The organism is Saccharopolyspora shandongensis (assembly GCF_900106995.1).
Classification (GTDB): domain Bacteria; phylum Actinomycetota; class Actinomycetes; order Mycobacteriales; family Pseudonocardiaceae; genus Saccharopolyspora; species Saccharopolyspora shandongensis.
The window spans coordinates 175,317-191,791 of record NZ_FNOK01000010.1; the positions used below are offsets into that span (position 1 = coordinate 175,317).

General features: G+C 68.3%; 11 protein-coding genes. 6 read left to right on the top strand and 5 right to left on the bottom strand.

Going from position 1 to position 16,475, the window contains the following annotated elements; translation table 11 throughout:
- Positions 1 to 55 precede the first annotated feature (55 nt).
- The 3 genes from BLW84_RS13575 to BLW84_RS13590 form a co-directional block, all read right to left on the bottom strand.
- Complete coding sequence (locus BLW84_RS13575; RefSeq protein ID WP_177226447.1) at positions 56 to 5,758, bottom strand: non-ribosomal peptide synthetase; 5,703 nt, start codon at positions 5,756 to 5,758, stop codon at positions 56 to 58.
- A gap of 459 nt (positions 5,759 to 6,217) precedes the next feature.
- A complete protein-coding gene (locus tag BLW84_RS13585; protein ID WP_245761123.1) occupies positions 6,218 to 7,492 on the bottom strand; it encodes an FAD-binding oxidoreductase in 1,275 nt (424 codons plus the stop codon).
- Between the two features lie 304 nt (positions 7,493 to 7,796).
- Positions 7,797 to 8,837: an LCP family protein gene (locus BLW84_RS13590; RefSeq protein WP_093265457.1), complete on the bottom strand. Its 1,041-nt coding sequence runs from the start codon at positions 8,835 to 8,837 to the stop codon at positions 7,797 to 7,799.
- A gap of 585 nt (positions 8,838 to 9,422) precedes the next feature.
- On the opposite strand from BLW84_RS13590, the gene BLW84_RS13595 reads away from it, so the two are divergent.
- The 3 genes from BLW84_RS13595 to BLW84_RS13605 all read left to right on the top strand — a co-directional run bounded on the left by BLW84_RS13595 (position 9,423) and on the right by BLW84_RS13605 (position 13,518).
- On the top strand, positions 9,423 to 11,276 hold the full coding sequence (locus BLW84_RS13595) for an acyltransferase family protein (protein ID WP_177226448.1): 1,854 nt from the start codon (positions 9,423 to 9,425) through the stop codon (positions 11,274 to 11,276).
- A 122-nt stretch (positions 11,277 to 11,398) separates the two neighbouring features.
- Positions 11,399 to 12,073 carry a response regulator transcription factor gene (locus tag BLW84_RS13600; RefSeq protein WP_093265459.1) on the top strand — a complete coding sequence of 225 codons (675 nt, stop codon included), beginning with the start codon at positions 11,399 to 11,401 and terminating at the stop codon, positions 12,071 to 12,073.
- 17 nt (positions 12,074 to 12,090) lie between these two features.
- Entirely contained in the window at positions 12,091 to 13,518 is a 1,428-nt protein-coding gene (locus tag BLW84_RS13605; RefSeq protein ID WP_342743145.1) for an ATP-binding protein, read from the top strand.
- A 38-nt stretch (positions 13,519 to 13,556) separates the two neighbouring features.
- Here the strand turns inward: BLW84_RS13605 and BLW84_RS13610 are convergent, their stop codons facing one another.
- Positions 13,557 to 14,066 carry a hypothetical protein gene (locus BLW84_RS13610; RefSeq protein WP_143060941.1) on the bottom strand — a complete coding sequence of 170 codons (510 nt, stop codon included), beginning with the start codon at positions 14,064 to 14,066 and terminating at the stop codon, positions 13,557 to 13,559.
- Between the two features lie 244 nt (positions 14,067 to 14,310).
- Positions 14,311 to 14,823: a hypothetical protein gene (locus BLW84_RS13615; protein ID WP_093265461.1), complete on the bottom strand. Its 513-nt coding sequence runs from the start codon at positions 14,821 to 14,823 to the stop codon at positions 14,311 to 14,313.
- Positions 14,824 to 14,904: 81 nt separating this feature from the next.
- On the opposite strand from BLW84_RS13615, the gene BLW84_RS13620 reads away from it, so the two are divergent.
- From BLW84_RS13620 to BLW84_RS13625, 3 genes are all read left to right on the top strand, one after another.
- The gene (locus BLW84_RS13620) at positions 14,905 to 15,129 is read left to right on the top strand and encodes a hypothetical protein (protein ID WP_093265463.1); all 225 of its coding nucleotides are present in this window, start codon (positions 14,905 to 14,907) and stop codon (positions 15,127 to 15,129) included.
- A gap of 163 nt (positions 15,130 to 15,292) precedes the next feature.
- Positions 15,293 to 15,448 (top strand): hypothetical protein, encoded by a 156-nt coding sequence (locus BLW84_RS47430; protein WP_177226432.1) that lies wholly within the window; start codon positions 15,293 to 15,295, stop codon positions 15,446 to 15,448.
- 92 nt (positions 15,449 to 15,540) lie between these two features.
- A complete protein-coding gene (locus BLW84_RS13625; protein ID WP_093265464.1) occupies positions 15,541 to 16,203 on the top strand; it encodes a hypothetical protein in 663 nt (220 codons plus the stop codon).
- The last annotated feature ends 272 nt before the right edge of the window (positions 16,204 to 16,475 follow it).

The following is a 16,475-nucleotide window of genomic DNA, read 5'->3' on the forward strand; positions in this document are numbered from 1 at the left end:
CGAGATCACCGAATCCGGCCGGAGCACTGTCCGGTTAGGACCCACCTGTCCGGCGTCAGTTCTCCGCCCGCCCGTTGCGGTGCCCCAGGAACTCCAGTTCGCCGTCGGGCCGGAGGCGGACGAGGTTGCCGGTGCGGTAGAGGCGGTCGGCCACGGCACCGGGGGCGGGCACGAACGACCGGGCCGTGAGGTCGGGGCGGTTGCGGTATCCCCGGGCCAGACCGCGCCCGCCGATCAGGAGTTCGCCGGGCACACCGACGGGAACCGGGAGGTGGTCCGGACCCACGACGTGGCAGGTCGTGTTCGCCAGGGGGGAGCCGAGCGACGGTCCGGCCGCGGATTCCACGCGTGCCGCCGTCGACCAGATCGCCGTCTCCGCGAGTCCGCAGACGTTCCACACCACGCGACCGAGCCCGCGCAGCCGGGCCCGGAGGTCCGCGGTCAGGACGTCGCCGCTGCAAACGATTCGAAGCGCCGGATCTCCGGGCCACCCACCGTCCACGAGCATCCGCCACGTGCGCGGATCCGCGTGCATCGTGGTCGCCCCGGTCGAGGTCAACAGCTCGGCGAGCGCGGTCGGGTCGTCGGCCTCCGCTCCGGTGGCCAGGTCCAGGCGGGCTCCCGTGACCAGTGGCAGGAAGAGTTCCAGCTCCGCGCGGCCGGTGACAGGTGTCGTGACCGCGAGCAGCACCTCGTCCTCGTCCTGCCAGCTCAGCCTTTCCCGGAGAGCGTGCAGGGCGTTGTCGACCGCACGATGGGTGATCTCCACACCGTGCAACGCCCCGGGCGGGTAGATGAGGTAGGCCAGCGAATCGGGGTCGGCGGGCGGCGGCAGGGCTGTGGGTGCACCGGCCTCCGGAACATTCCGCGGGTCGATGACGGCCGCCCCGCAGTCGCGCAGTTCGGTGGCGGCCTGATCGGTGACGATCACCGAGGCCCCGGAGTCGACGAGCGCATGCCGCAGCTGCCCGACCAGGGCGGAGCGGTCCAACGGCAGACACGCAGCCCCGGCTCGGTGCACGCCGAGCACAACGGCGGGAAGGTCGGTGGAGTGCGCGACCGACACGGCCACGACATCGCCCGGGGCGACGCCGTTCGACCGCAGCTGCCAGGCGAGGCCGGCAGCGCGGGCGTCGAGCTCCCCGTACGAGAGATCCAGCCCCGCGCACCGCACCGCCACGGCCGTCGGGGCCCGGTGGGCGTGCTCGGCCACCCTGCGGTGGACCCCGACCGACCACGTCGCGGGCCATTCCCGCTCGGTGGCGTTGCGGACGTCGATCACGGCTCGTTCCTCGTCCGGTCGGAGATCGACGGCGGTCGTCGAATCGGGTGCGGTGGCCATCGCGGCCAGTGCGCGCGAGTAGTACGCGGCGATGAGCTTCACCTGCTTGGGGTCGAGCACGCCGTCGTCGGCATCGAGGAAGCACGTCAGTTCCGAGGTCCCGGTGTCGAGGTGAAAGTTCGCGGTGAGCGGCAAGTCGATCGGGTCCGCCGTGTGCTGACAGTCGAGCAGTTCGACATCGGCGAGTCCGCCGAGCGCTTCGTGAACTCCGAAGTCGACGTAGTCGAAGGCGGTCTCGAAGGGCGCCGTTCCACCGCGCGCCCGGACGATCTCCGCGAACGGATAGCGCCGGTGCGGCACGATCTCCTGCTCGGCCTCGAAGACCCGACGAGCCAGGTCGACCCAGCTCCTGCCGGTGAGCTCGACGCGCAACGGCACGATGTTGCGGAACCAGGCGGCGATCTGGTCGCCGCCGACGTGTTCGGGACGACCGGTCGTGGCGACACCGGTCATGGCGTCCGTGCGGCCGCCGAGCATGCCCACCACCTTCAGATGAGCGGCGAGCAGCACGGTGCGCAGCGGGGTGCCCGCGGCGCGGGCGAGCCGAACGAGACCGTCGAGAATCGCGGCGGGGACGGGCACCTCGGTGCGGAGATGCCGGGTCGGGCGCTCGTCCTGCCGTGACGGCCAGCGGGGAAGTGCGCGGGGCTCGTGATCGGCGAGGTAGCCGCGCCAGAAGCGCTGCTCCTCCGGTGAGCGTGCCGCTTCTCGCTCAGCCCGGACGAAATCGCCGTAGCCCAGTGGCAACGGCCCGCGGCGCGCCGGGCGCTCGCCGGCCCGGAGGGCCTCGTAGTCGGACATGAGCTCCGCGATCAGCAGGCCCATGCTCCAGCGGTCGATCAACGGGTGACTGAGCACGAGGTGGAACGAGCCGGGTTCCACGCGGACGTCCGCCTGGAACCGTGACCGGTCATCGACCTGGCTCTCCGGTGCGACCGACGCGAGGTCGTGCGTGCGCAGCGGCACCGACGCCGTCCGGTGGACGAATTGGAGCGGCTCGCTGAAACCGGTTGTCACCAGGGACATTCGAAGCAGCGGGTGACGTTCGCCGAGTGCGTCGAGCGCTTCCCTCATGGCCGGTTCGGAGAACTCGCCGCCGAAGTGGAAGGCCGCAGCGCAGCGCTTGCGGTCCGCACCGGCCGGATCGTGATCGAGGAGCTCTGCCTGGGCACCGGCCAGGGGATAGGCGTCCTCGAGCCCGTCCGGGAGGTTCTCCCGATCGGCCGGAGCGAGCAGCGAGAACGGCGCGGTGCGGATGGGCCGATCGGCCACCGGCCGCGAGGCGCGCGCGAGTGCTTCGAAAGTAGGGGAGCGCAGCACGTCGAGCACCGAGACGTCGAGTCCCGCCTCCTGGAGGACGGCGCGAAGTCGAAGCGCAGCCATCGAGTTCCCGCCGAGCGCGAAGAAGTTGTCGTCGACGTCGGCCTCCGGGATCGCGAGCACCTCGGCGGCGATGCGGACGAGCGTGCGCTCCGCGGGAGTCCGCGGCGACCGCCGCACACCGTCGCCCGAGCCCGATCCGGCTGCGGCCGCTGCGAGGGCCACGCGATCGGCTTTGCCACTGGGGGTGAGCGGAAGCTGCTGGAGCAACCGGACCCGGCTGGGGATCATGAAGGCCGGCAGCCGGCGACGCAGGTGGGAGATCAGCTCGCCCGGCTCGGGGTGGGCGCCGCCGATCGGAACCACGTGGGCCTCCAGGAACGGCGTGCCCGCCTGCCTGCCCACGGTCACCACGGCGTCGCGCACCGCGGGGTGGGCGGACAGCCGGGTCTCGATCTCACCGATCTCGATCCGATTGCCGTGGATCTTCACCTGGTGGTCGAGCCGCCCGAGGTACTCCACGGCACCGTCGTGGCGGCGTCGCCCGAGGTCCCCGGTCCGGTAGAGCCGCGCCGGGGCGGCCGAGAACGGGTCGGGCACGAAGCGCTCGGCGGTCAGCGCCGGTCGGTTCAGATACCCGGCCGCCACCTGCACGCCGCCGATGTGGATCTCTCCGACCGCGCCGATCGGCACCTGCCGTCCCGCAGGGTCCAGCAGGTGGATGCTGGTGTTGTCGACCGGGAAGCCGATCGGCACCGCGTCATCCCCGGAGCGGCACGGCCACCAAGTCACGTCCACAGTGGCCTCGGTCGGGCCGTAGAGGTTGTGCAGCTCGCAGGACAGCTTCCCCAACACCCCCTCGACGAGGTCCAGGGGCAGGGCCTCACCGCTGCAGAACATCCGTCGCAGGCAGCCGCATTCCGCCACCCCCGGCTCGGCGAGGAAGAGCCGCAGCACGGACGGGACGAAGTGGATCGTGGTGATCCCTTCGGCGCGGATGACCTCGGCGAGGTACGCCACGTCCCGGTGACCGCTCGGTTCGGCCAGGACGAGACGTGCGCCGACCGCCATCGGCCAGAAGAATTCCCACACCGACACGTCGAAGCTGGAAGGGGTTTTCTGCAGCACCCGGTCCTGCGGCGTCAACGAGAAGGTGTCCTGCATCCAGGCGATCCGATTCCGCAGGGCGGCGTGCGTGACCAGCACTCCCTTGGGGAGGCCGGTCGATCCCGAGGTGTAGATCACGTAGGCGGGGGTGTCGTCGCCCACCGCGGCCGCGACCGGTTCGTCCCGTTCGGTCAGGTCTTCGGGCGGGTCGTCGAGCGCGACCACGTGCGCCACCGCGTCGGGAATCCGGGCTCGAAGGTGGGATTGGGTCAGCACGATCGACGGCCGGGCGTCCTCGATCATGAACTCGATCCGCTCGACCGGGTAGTCCGGGTCGAGCGGGAGGTAGGCGGCGCCGGCCGACAGCGTGCCGAGCAGGGCCACCACGAGCTCGGGCGACCGCTCGACCGCGACGCCGACGATCGAGCCCGGTCCGATGCCGCGTTCCCGCAGGAAGTGCGCCAGCCCGTGCACCCTGCGGGCGAGATCGCGGTAGGAGACCGACCGCCCGGCAGCGCGGAGGGCGATGTCGTCAGGACGTTCCCGGGACCTGGTGTGGAACGCCTCGTGTACCCACGATTCGTCGTCGTGGTCGCGAGCTGTCCCGTTCCACGCGGCTATCGCGCTCCGCTCCAGTGCCGTGGTCCGCGGGGACTGCGAAAGCGGGCGCGCGGGTTCGGCGATGACGTCCGAGACGAGTTCCTCCAGGTTCCGCAGCATGGCCTTGGCGGTCGCCCGGTCGAAGAGATCGGTGTTGTACCGCAGGCAGAACCTCAGTCCGTCAGGTCCTTCGGTCGTCATGAGCCGCAGCTCGAACTGCGAGCCGGAGTCGATCAGCGGCAGCGATCGGAGCGTCAAGCCGCCGACCTCGACCTGCGCGCCGTCGTCTCCGAGGGCGAGCAGAGCCAGTCCGGACGGCGTGCCTGGCGGGGGCCGCAGGTGGACGTGCATGACCTGGAAGATCGGCGAACGGCTCGCTTCGCGGCGCGGGGCGACACGTTCGACGACACGGGAGAACGGAACGAGGCGGCCGTGCAACGCGTCGTCGGCGGCCTGCTTTCCCCGAGCCAGTACTTCCGCGAACGTGGGGTCGCCAGTGAGGTCGAGATCGATCGCCACCGGGTTGACGAAGCAGCCCACCAGTGGCGCGAACTCGGCGCGGTCGTGGCAAGTTGCCGGAACACCGACCACGATCCGGTCCTGCCCCGTGCAGCGGTGCAGGAGCAGCTGGAACGCCGTGGTCAGGAAGACGTCCGTCGTGACTCCGCGGGCCCCGGCGAAACGGATGACGGCCGAGCTCAGGGAAGCCGGGAGCACGAGGCGGGCGTCGGCACCGTTCTCGGTCTGCACGGCCGGGCGCGGGTGATCTGGTGGTATTTCCAGCGGCGGCGGCGGTGGAGTGAACTTGTCGGCCCACATTTCGAGATGCGCGGTGGCCGCCTCGCCCTCCAGCGAGGACCGCTGGTCGGCGACGAAGTCCGCGTAGCGGGCGGTCAGGCCGGGAAGAGCGGGCGGTCGTCCCTCGCACTCGGCTCGGTAGAGCTCACCGAACTCGGCCAACAGCAGTGCGAGCGACCGGAAATCAGCTACGAGGGCGTGCAACGAGATGAGGACCCAGTGCTGCCTGGGGTGGAGACTGTGGACCCGGACTCGCAGCAAGGGGTCGGAGGTCGGGTCGAACCGCCGGTCGGCCTCGGCATGGAGCGCTTCGCGCACCGCTTGCACGGTCTGCCCGCTCACGTCACGGTGCTCGAAGTCGAGGGCGCGCTCGGGCAGCACCTCCTGGTGCGGAACACCACGCTGGACGCCGAAGCGGGTTCGGAGGGCTTCGTGCCGCGCAACCAACCGTTCCCAGCAGCGACGGAATGCACCGACGTCGAGCGGCTCGGCGATCTCGACCGCACGGCTCACGTGGTTGGCCCTGCTGCCGCCCGCTCGCTCGTCGACGAACCACAGCGCCTCCTGGTTGGAGGCCAAGGGGAACTGCATCGAGCCGTCGGGCGCTGCCGGCCCGGAAGCGGAGCACGGGTCCTTCATCGAATCGCCGTCACCGCAGACCGCGGACTTAGGCCGGGATCGACATCGCCACGCACGGAAATCGACAAGGCACGACCCTTCCCAATGCATCGTTGAATGCCCGATCTCCGATCGGGACATCCTGTGTGGAGTGTGCCACTCGACTGGAAGAGCTGATACCTCCGTGTGGGCCAATGCCGCCATCTGTTCCACTCCCAGGGACCGGAATGGAGATCACCGGCAATCCGCGATGTATTCCCGCACTTTCTCGGAGCGGTCGAGCCCGAACAAGCGCTCCAACGCGCCGGTCTTCGGCGGCTTCGTATCGATCTCCGCAACGCTGAAGGGGCATGGGCGCAGAGGAAGACTCCGCAGAACGCTGATCTGGAACCGGCGGCACCTGCTCCATGCCTTGCGCGAGTTCGAACAGTTCTACAACGTGGCCACCGACTTCGGGAATGCGAGCACCTGGTCGGGGTCGTAGGTCGCCGCGACGGAGCGGAGCCGGGGCAGATGGGTTCCGTAGTAGTCGTCGGTCGGTCGCGCCGGGTCGATGTAGTTCACGTACGCGCCGGTGCCCAGGACGTCGCTGAGCTGGTCGTGGACCTGCCGCACTCGCGAGGTTGCCGGTTCGCTCTGCCCGGGCTTCGTGCCTGCGTAGATCTGGGCGGTGGCCAGCGCGTCCCGGTGCGGGAACGCGGTTTTGTCCGAAGCGATTTCGGACACCGCCCCGCCGAGTCCGTCGAAGATCACGTCGAGACCTGCCGGGGACGTGAGGGGACGCTCCACGCTCGCGGGGTCGGCACGGTGTCGCAGGATGAGCGAGGAAGCGGCGAAAGCCTGCTTGGAACTGCTGCCTGCGAAGAACTGCATGGCGCCCAGGAAGTCCTTGGGCAGGACCGTGCGCGCGTCGGATCGGACTCCGGCGCGGCGTTCCAGGTCGTCGAGGAGCGGGTCGAGCTGTTCTGGCCGGCCGACGAAGCATCCGGCCGATCGTGCCCTCGGCGGCGTCCCCGCCGAGATTATGCAGTTGGCCCACAACTCGCGGGGCGAGCTGGGAAGCCAGTCCTGCCACGCACCGAAGACGGCGGCGGCTGATCCGGCGGGGAATCGCAGCGAGAACACCGTCAGCTCCGGGGCGGGTGCGGTGGTCAGCTGCAGCGAGGTCACGATGCCGAAGTTGCCGCCTCCTCCGCCGCGCAACGCCCAGAACAGTTCGGGTTCGGAGTCGGCGGAGGCCGTGACCATGCGTCCGTCACCGGTCACGACCTGCGCCGACACCAACTGGTCGCAGGTCAATCCGTATTGGCGGGTCAGCGGTCCGATACCACCGCCCAGCGTGAGCCCGCCGATGCCCACCGATGGGCATGAACCCGCGGGCAGGCACCGCCCTGCCCGCGCCAGCGCGGCATAGACATCTCCGAGCCGCGCTCCCGGCCCGATCGATGCGGTGCCGTCCGCATGGACCTCGATCCCGTTCAGGCCGTCGAGGGCGATGACCAGGCCGTCCTGCGGGGTCGAGTAGGCCGCGTAGCTGTGTCCGCCGCTGCGTGCTGCGACCGGCATCCGCGTGGTCTGCGCGAACTCCAGGCATGCTCGCACCTCGTCCGGCGTGCGTACGTGCGCGAGGGCGGCCGGCCTGCGATCGTCGTAGACGAGATTGAACGGCAGCCGGTCCGCCTCGTAGCGCGCATCCGGAGGGAGCACCAGCCGATCTCCGAGGAGTGCGGAAAGGGGCCGCCAGTTGGGCCCGCTGGGAGCGGGATCTGCGTGCGCCGGGCCGATTCTCGGTTGGAAGGCGGCAGTGGCAGCGGCTGCGAGAATCCCCAGCATCGTGCGCCGTCCGACAGTGTTGGCCACGTGATGTCCCCCTGGCTTCGTTCTTCGTTTTCCTATTTGGACGTTGGAGCAGTGGAGCGGTTGGCCCGGCATGCGGTGATGCCGGTCACGGCAAAGTCCTGCTCTGGCCCGCCCCTGTCTGGGCAGGGCCATTGAGGACCGGACGTCGTCCCTAGCCGGGTCCGTCCAGCGCCGTGGTGGGCTGGTCGGTGCGGAGCTGGAGCCACAGTTGGTCCGCTCTGGGCTGAGCAGGGACCACGCGGTTGGGGTCGGCCGAGCTGGGGGCGTGCGGCATGGTCAGAAAGGTGACCTCCTGCGCGGACAGGTCGTGTAGACGTGTCCCGAGGTTCAGAATTGCGTCCAATGAGGACAGGCCGCTGTCGACCGTGACCGCGGAGCCCGCGGTGCGCAGAATTCGTTGAAGTTGCACGGGATCGAACAGCAGTTGTTCGGCATCCAGCTTGTGCCAGAGCGCGGTGAGGAACTGGTGTTGCAGGCCGATCCTGGCGAGGTCGCTACCGTCGCCGACGCCGTGCCTGGTGCGGTTGAAGGCCAATGCCTGCTCGCCGTTGAGCAGATGGCTGCCGGCGGCGAGGTGGAGGCCGCTGTACGGATCGTCGATCGGTTCCGGCAGCGTGACCTCGATACCACCGATCGCGTCGACGAGCCTGGCGAATCCGACGAAGTCGACCTGGACGACGTGGTCGATCCGCAGGTCGGTGAGCTTCTCGACGGTCGTCACCACGCAGGTCACCCCGCCGACTCCGAGCGCCATGTTGATCGTGGCCTGCCTGGCCGCCGGCGTCCATCGCCCATCGCGCAACGGACACGGCGGCCGGGGTGCCAGGGTGTCGCGGGGGATTGAGACGACGGTGGCGCTTCGGCGGTCGGCGGAGAGGTGGACCACCATCATCGTGTCCGACCTCGCCCCGGCGATCTGCTGGTCGCCGGCGGCATCGTAGGCGGCGTTGTCGCCGGACCGGGTGTCCGAACCGATCAGCAGGATGTTCAGCGGTGTTCGGCCCGTACTGTCGGGCGCCGCGCTCGGGCGATCGTCCCCCAGCGCTTCGAAGACGTCCACGGACTTGTACGGCAGGTGGGAAGAGAGCAGGCCGTAGGCGGCGGCACCGATCGCCCCGACGCACACGAGCGCGATGGTGATGCGGCGAGCCCGGCGCCGGGTGGTCCGGGGTGGCGGCGATGCGGCTGGCATGGCATCGAGTTTGGCGGGACGATGTCATGCCCATGCGCGGGAAATGTCTTGGATCTGTAACAGGTCCGGATGGTTCCACGACGTGGCGCATCGCTTGTTCCGACGGCGATGGGTACCAGAAGTCACAGCCTCAGCAGCGGTCTGTGACATGACCATGACATCGCCATTGAACGATGCGCACATCCCTTGCGCACCATGAAGGACAGACGTGCAGGGTTCGCATCCGTCCACATGTCGGGAGCTCGCGGGACTGATGCCTGAGCGGTTCCGCTGACGACCGGGAAACGCGCCGGACGCTTTCGAATGGCCTTCGCGTACATGGCCGCCAATTCGACGTGCGGGCTTGGTCGTGCTCGTGCCGCCGGTCTAGCTGCGACCACCGCTGTAGCAAGGGGTAATCAGATGAACACGAGGCGTCGCATGACGCCGCAGCACGGTTTCGGGGAAGCCGCTCCTACGGCAGCAACGCCAAGGGGCACCGCCGACACGGCCCCGATGAGACCGGTACCGCTGGGGACGGCTGACACAGTTCCACTTCGCCTGCCGCCGCTTGGTCGCGAACCTGCTGCGGACCAGACAGTGCGGATGCAGCGGATACCGGCGGAGAACCGGACCGGCGACGCGAAACGGCGGTACGCACGTGGACTCGACGGCCTGCGGGCGCTCGCGGTCCTGATGGTGCTGGTCTACCACGGGAACGAGGAGTGGTTGCCGGGCGGATTCCTCGGCGTGGATGTGTTCTTCGTCATCAGCGGGTATCTGATCACGGATCAGCTGTGCGCCAAGTGGCAGCAGAAGGGTGGTCTGGATCTGACGGCTTTCTGGGTACGGCGGGTCCGTCGGCTCGTTCCGGCGGTGCTGGTGGTCCTAGTGGTTGCTACGGCGGCAGCAACGGTCGTGAAACCCAGTCTGCTGTCCGGTATCGGCGGCGAGTTGCTGGCGGCGGTGACGTTCACCAGCAACTGGTGGGGCGTCGTCAGCGGGGCGTCGTACTTCTCCCAGTTCGGGGACCAGTCGCTGCTCCTGCACCTGTGGTCGCTCGCAGTGGAGGAACAGTTCTACCTGGTCTGGCCGCTGGTTCTGCTCGTGGTGCTGCGCCTGGTGCGCCGTCGGAGTGCACGCGCCTGCATCGCCTTCGCCATGGCCTGCGCTTCCGTCATCGCGATGATCGTGCTGCACGATCCGGGAGCTGACGCGTCGCGCGTTTACTACGGGACCGACACGCATGCGTTCGGTCTTCTGCTGGGGGCCACGTTGGCGATCGCGATGCCATCGCAGTGGTTGGCGGGGCTGAAACGTGCCGGCGCCAGCGTCCTCGGCGTGCTCGGCTTGGCCGGAGCAGCGGCGCTCGCCTTCATGGCTGCACTGCTGAGCGGGTCGAGCGAGTTCCTGTATTCCGGCGGTTTCGGATTGGTCGCCGTCGTCGCCGGTGCGGTGGTGGCAGCGGCGATCCCGGCGGCTGGTTGGTTCGGTCGCCTGCTCAGTTGGCAACCTCTCCGGTGGATCGGTTTGCGCTCCTACGGGATCTACCTCTGGCACATGCCCGTGGTCGTGCTGTTCTCGGCCGGCGGTCTCGCTGTTTCCGATTTCCTGTTCGTGGGTCTGGTCACGGCTGTTTCCCTCGCGGCTGCGGCGGTTTCCTACCGTTGGGTTGAGCAACCGTTCCGCCGCAACGGTATCCGCGCGACGATCCGTCGACTGGCCGCTCCATCGCGCACGGGCGATACCAGGACAGGGCCGGCCGTCCTCACCGGTGGCGTGGTGGTGCTGCTTCTGCTCGCAGTCACGGGCATGGTGCTCGCGCCGCCGAAGAACGACCTCCAGTCCCAGATCGCTGCGGGCGAGGATGCGGCTGGGACCACTCCGCTGAACTCGTCACCCCCGCCCCCGGTCGCTCCGTCGGCGGAGGTGCCCGCCATCCAAGGAACTCAGGTGCCTGCCATCGAAGAACGTCGTGTGCCGGGTACCGGGGTGACCGCTTTCGGCGACTCCGTCATGGCGGCAGCCGGCACCGCACTGCGGGAAAGGCTGCCGGGCGCGAACTTGGACGTGAAGATCGGCCGCCAGATGTGGGACCTTCCGGAGCTGATCGCATCCGAACGCGACAGCGGCAGGCTGGGCTCGGTGGTCGTCGTCGGCTTGGGCACCAACGGAGACTTCAACACGAGCACCCTGGAACGCGTGATCTGGGAAGCCGGACCGCAGCGTGCGGTGGTGTTGATCAACATCAGCGTCCCCAAGGAGTGGCAGGACCGGGTCAACGCGAAATTGGCGGACGCCGAGGCCAGGTGGCCGAACGTCACCGTGGTCGACTGGCGCACCGCGGTGCAGAACCACCCGGATGTCTTCTGGGACGATGACACGCACCCGCGGAACCCGAACGGCACCGACCTCTACGCCGACCTGGTAGTCGAGGCGCTCCCACCCCAGGTCAAATGACCGCGTCACCGATTTGTCACGAATTGTGCACGGGCTTGTGGGGCGGCCATCGGGACGTCCTGGCTGTGCGATGAGGGGTGGTCGGCGTGTTCGAACCAAAAGGCGAAGCCGATACTGTTCGGGTGTCACATGTGTTGTTGATCGAGGACGATCCCGCGGTGCGGGAGGGTCTGCAGCTGGGCCTTGGCCAACAGGCGCATGTGGTGCGGACCGCATCGACGGGGGAGGAGGGGCTCGCCGCTTTCCGGTCGCAGCCGCCGGACATCGTGGTGCTCGATCTGATGCTGCCGGGGATGGACGGCTTCGAGGTGTGCCGCCGTATCCGGGGCTCCGGTGAGGTTCCGATCATCATGCTGACCGCGCGAAGTGACGACCTGGACGTCGTCAGCGGTCTGGAGGCGGGCGCCGACGACTACGTGGTCAAGCCCGTCCAGCCCCGAGTTCTCGACGCCCGGATCAGGGCTGTGCTGCGTCGCGGTGCATCACCGCAGCTATCGGCCCAGACCCATGGGGACCTGCTGATCGACCGAAGCTCACTGGTCGTGACCAAGGCCGGCAGCCGGGTGGCGCTGGCGCCGACGGAGCTGCGGCTGCTGCTCACCTTGTCCGCGACACCCGGCCAGGTGTTCAGCCGGCAGCAGCTGCTGCAGGCGGTGTGGGAACACGACTACCTCGGGGACTCCCGGATCGTCGACGCCTGCGTGCAGCGGTTGCGCTCCAAGATCGAGGACAGCCCGGCGAGCCCCGCCTACGTGCAAACCGTGTGGGGCTTCGGCTACCGCTTCGGACCGGTTTGATCAGTGAAAGAGGTCCGGTGAGGACTCCCCGATTCCTGAGCGGGCTGCGGGTTCGGCTGATATTCGGTTTCCTGCTGGTGTCGATGGCGGCCGTGGCCGCGGCCACCGTGGCCGGTTATGCGACGGCACGTTCGTCCCTGCTGGCTGCGGACCAGAACTCGGCAGTCGCAGACGTACGCCAGCGCGTGACCGCACTCGCTCCGGACCTGACGTACCCCCCGGACCAGCCATCGCTGGACGCGCTCGCCGCGCAGCTTCCCACCGGCGCCACCGTCGTCTACCACGATCTGCGTGCTCCGGAAACGCCGCTGGACCCGGTGATCTCGCCTGAGCTGCAGGCAGCTGTGCGTATCCGTTCGCGGGTCGAGGTGCAGCAAGTCGGCACCTCCAAAGGGCCCGCGCTGGCAATCGGGATGCCCGTGCTGACCAGGCAGCTGAGCGGCACGAGTGTGCCTTCGGGTTTGGAGGTGTACGTCGTTCACGACCTGTCGGCCATCCAGCAGCAGATCAACGCGCAGGCCCGCATGGCGTGGCTGACGGGTGTGCTCGCGGTGCCGCTGGCCGTGCTGGTCGCGCTGCTGTCCGCCAGGGGTGTGCTGCGACCGGTGCGCGAGCTCCGCCGAGCAACGGTCCGGCTTTCCGGCGGAGACCTCACCGCGCGGCTCCAGGTCCGCGGTAATGACGAGCTGGCCGAGCTCGCGAGCACCTTCAACAACAGCGCTGCGGAGCTGGAACGCATCGTTTCCGAACTCCGGCGCATGGAAGCCGACTCCCGCCGATTCGTCGCCGACGTCTCCCACGAACTGCGCACTCCCCTGAGCGCGATGATCGCGGTGACCGACATCCTTGAAGGGGAGGCTTCTCGCATGTCGGACAACGCGGCCAGATCGGCCCGGCTCCTCGTGCGGGAAACTCGCCGGCTGACCCGTCTGGTCGAAGACCTGATCGAGGTTTCGCGGTTCGACGCGGGATCCGCCCAGCTGGTGCAGGAGGACGTCGATGCCGGCGAAGCTGTGAGGGCAACGCTCGACGCCCGGCGATGGACCGACGCCGTGCAGCTGGAGCTGCCGGACGGACTGGGCGCCAGGCTGGACCGGCGCCGGCTGGACGTTATCGTCGCGAATCTGGTGGGTAACGCCCTGCGCCACGGCCGACCGCCGGTTTCCGTGGTGCTCCGGGACACCGAGAACCGGATCGAGCTGGAGGTCACCGACCACGGGCCTGGGCTGAGTCCCGACGTGCTGCCGCACGTGTTCGACCGGTTCTACAAGGCGGACGCGGTGCGGACCCGTTCGGAGAGCAGCGGGCTCGGGCTCGCGATCGCCCAGGCCAACGCTCAGCTGCACGGCGGCGACATCCAAGCCGGCAACTGGCCGGAAGGAGGGGCCCGGTTCGTGCTTCGAATGCCTCGTCACAACGACACAAGCGGGCCGATCGAATTTTGATGCGCGGCCGCGCGGTGCGGCATCCGTAGGCAGTGGATTCAGCTGATCGCTGGGCAGGTGCGGCCGGCGATCCGGTCACCTGTGATTCCCTTGTGCAGCAGGATGTCGACGGTTTTTCCTCGCGTCGTTCCGCCGCGCGCTGAGTCGACCGCGAGGGCGGTGCACACGACCTGGTCGACGGCCAGCGGTGACAGGTCGTAGGACGGGAGAACCACGGTGATCACACGATCGGTCACGACGACGTTCACGTTCACGAGTGCTGCGCCGAGCTTGGGCACCTCGGTACGAAGCGCTTTGTTCTCCTCGGAACCGCTGAGTCCTGCCCCGAGCATCAGGTACTGCACCGCGCCACGCACGTCACCGAGCTTGCCGAATGGCACGTCCCGAACCGTGCCGCCCGTCGGCACGATCACCGGGCGCAGGGTGTTGCCTTTCAGGTAGTACATCGTCGGGCCAACCGCGATGCCGGTCGGAGGATCCCCGGCGTCGCTCACCTCGTTCGTCGCCGCGCCACCACATCCGGCGACCAGTGAGATTCCCGCCAGCACCGTCGCAAGTCGCCACCACGACGAGGAAGATCTTGGGCTTGAACGGTGCACGCCGCGATTGTCGCATGCCGTCCGCAACCGGAGAAGGCGGTGGTTCGGAGGCCGAACGCGATGATCGGCTATCTCACCAAAGCCAAACCGTAGCGTCGTTCCAGCGAAGACCCGCGTGCACTCCGATGCAAGATGGTGACACGGTCCACATGGGGTGCGGACATTTGTCGGTGACGCTCGGTGCAGATCGACGTCACCGCCAGGGGGCCGCTTGGGCGCGCCACTGGGCCATCTGGAAGTAGCGGGTCTCCTGGTAGTACTGGTTCGAGGGCTTGCGGCAGGCCAGGACGATGAACGTGATGGTGCCGGTCAGAGCCAGTGCGCGGACGAGCAAGGTCAAGACGACCATCCCAATGGGAAGTCCGAGATCCCACGGCATCCCGAGCGCCACGTAGATAACGGGTGCCAGGAGGCCGCCCAGCAGTTCGAAGCACAGCCAGACCGCAGCGAGCACGATGAGTGTCACCCGAGCCCAGTTTCGGCCCGCGCGCAACTGGAATCCGAATGCGATCCACAGCGCGACCAGAACAACGTACATGACTGCGGTGTAAATCCAGTCCGTGTCCTGGGCTGGTACCGGCTCTACACCGTACTGCTCCAAGGCGGCGTTGAGAACGGAGGTGATCATATCGTTCGCCAGGTAGGCGAAGACGGTGTCCAGCGTGCTGACCAGCAGCGGCACGACCATAGCGATCCAGAACGCCATCTCGATCGTTCGCGGCCGACGCGGTTCGGTCAATTCTTGTGCGGGCACCGGTGGAGCCGCGAACGGATTCCCGTACGGCGCTTGCGGATAACCGTGCTGCGCGTGCAGGAAGCCGGTCTGCGGTTGGGGCGACTCGCCGCCCTGGACGTGCGGCTGCCCGCCCTGGACGTGCGGCTGCCCGCCCTGGACGTGCGGCTGCCCGCCCTGGACGTGCGACTGCCCGCCCTGGTCGGGTGCTTCTGGCTCGGGAAGCCCGTCCTGGGGCTGTCCGCCTCGCCCTTGAATAGGTGGCAATGTCACGAGTGAACAGTAAGAACGTCGCCGAACCCCGCCTACTGAATTCCGGCAATCGTTACAGAACCGTCGAATCCATCAGCAGGCCGAGGACGGCCCGTACGACGCTCTGAGCGACGACCGGCCGCCCGGTGCTGTCAGCGCGCGCTCGACGCGGCGGTCGGCTGGATGACGCTTGAATTTGATCGAGGTCTGGGGCGCGGACCAGGTCGGGGTGCGGGTGTCACCCGGCGGGACCTTCAACGACATCCCCGACGACGACCCCGCCGAGACCTTCCACTACGTGGCAGAGGGAGAGGAAGCCAGGCCGCCACATCGGCTCTCTCGTTGAACCGGACAGTCGCTCTTGTCGTATGGCTCGGTGAGAAGTTGCCGACGAGCAAGGAGCACTTGATGCGCCGGAGTATTTCGAAACGGGCCACGATGACGATCAGTGCCGGACTGACCATCGCCGTTGCAGCGACCGTCGCCGCGACGGTCTCCGCCCAGGCTGACAACGCAACGGACACCGCCTCGGATGCGAAGGTCGAGGTGTTCGCACCCAGGAACGGAGACAACGCGGGCGCCTCCGGCCGAGGTTGGTTCGTCGACCTCGCGGTCGATTTCCGCGGCCAGAACGGCCCGGCACGTGCCGGACTGAGCGGCCTTCAGCTCACCGGACCCGCCGGCCACAACAACGTGCCCCCGTTCCCCGGGACGTTCTCCCCAGGCAAGGACGACCGCCTGCCGGGCCTGGTCGTCCTCACTTCCTCCACGATCACGAACCCAGAGCGGAAATTCGCCGGCCCCGGCACGAACCTGGCCAATCTGTTCAACCTCACCGGCCTCACCGACCGTGCTGACGACCGGACCGAGGTCTGGGACACCTGGATCGTCGGCGATGCCATCGCGGGCAAGGGTGTTGACACCACACTGACCGTGGCCGTCGTCGACGATCTCGACCACAACGGCGTCTACGACGATGCACCGGATGTTGTTGCGGACTTCGACCACGACGGTCGCATCGACGCCAAGGACCTGAAAATCCTCGGCGTGGCATCGAATATCGAACAGGTTCGCTTCCACATCAACGCGAACCCGCTCTGACGCTCAGCTGCCGGAAGCCGGACCCAGGCCTCCCGCGCGGGAAGCCTGGGCTCCGGCATCGTTGGCCGTTCCGTGATTGTCGGCTTCGGTGACACATCCGCACCCAGGTCGTCCGGCGCCGGCGGGCGCGGTCGACGCCTGTGGGCGTCGAGTGCCCGACCGGCTGGAATTCTGCAATAGCTCGAATATAGCCGGAGTATCTGTTGCCCCGGAACAGTGGCGCTGTCCGCGAATCGGTGTTGCGGGCAGTGGAATCCTGTGGAATTTCAGCG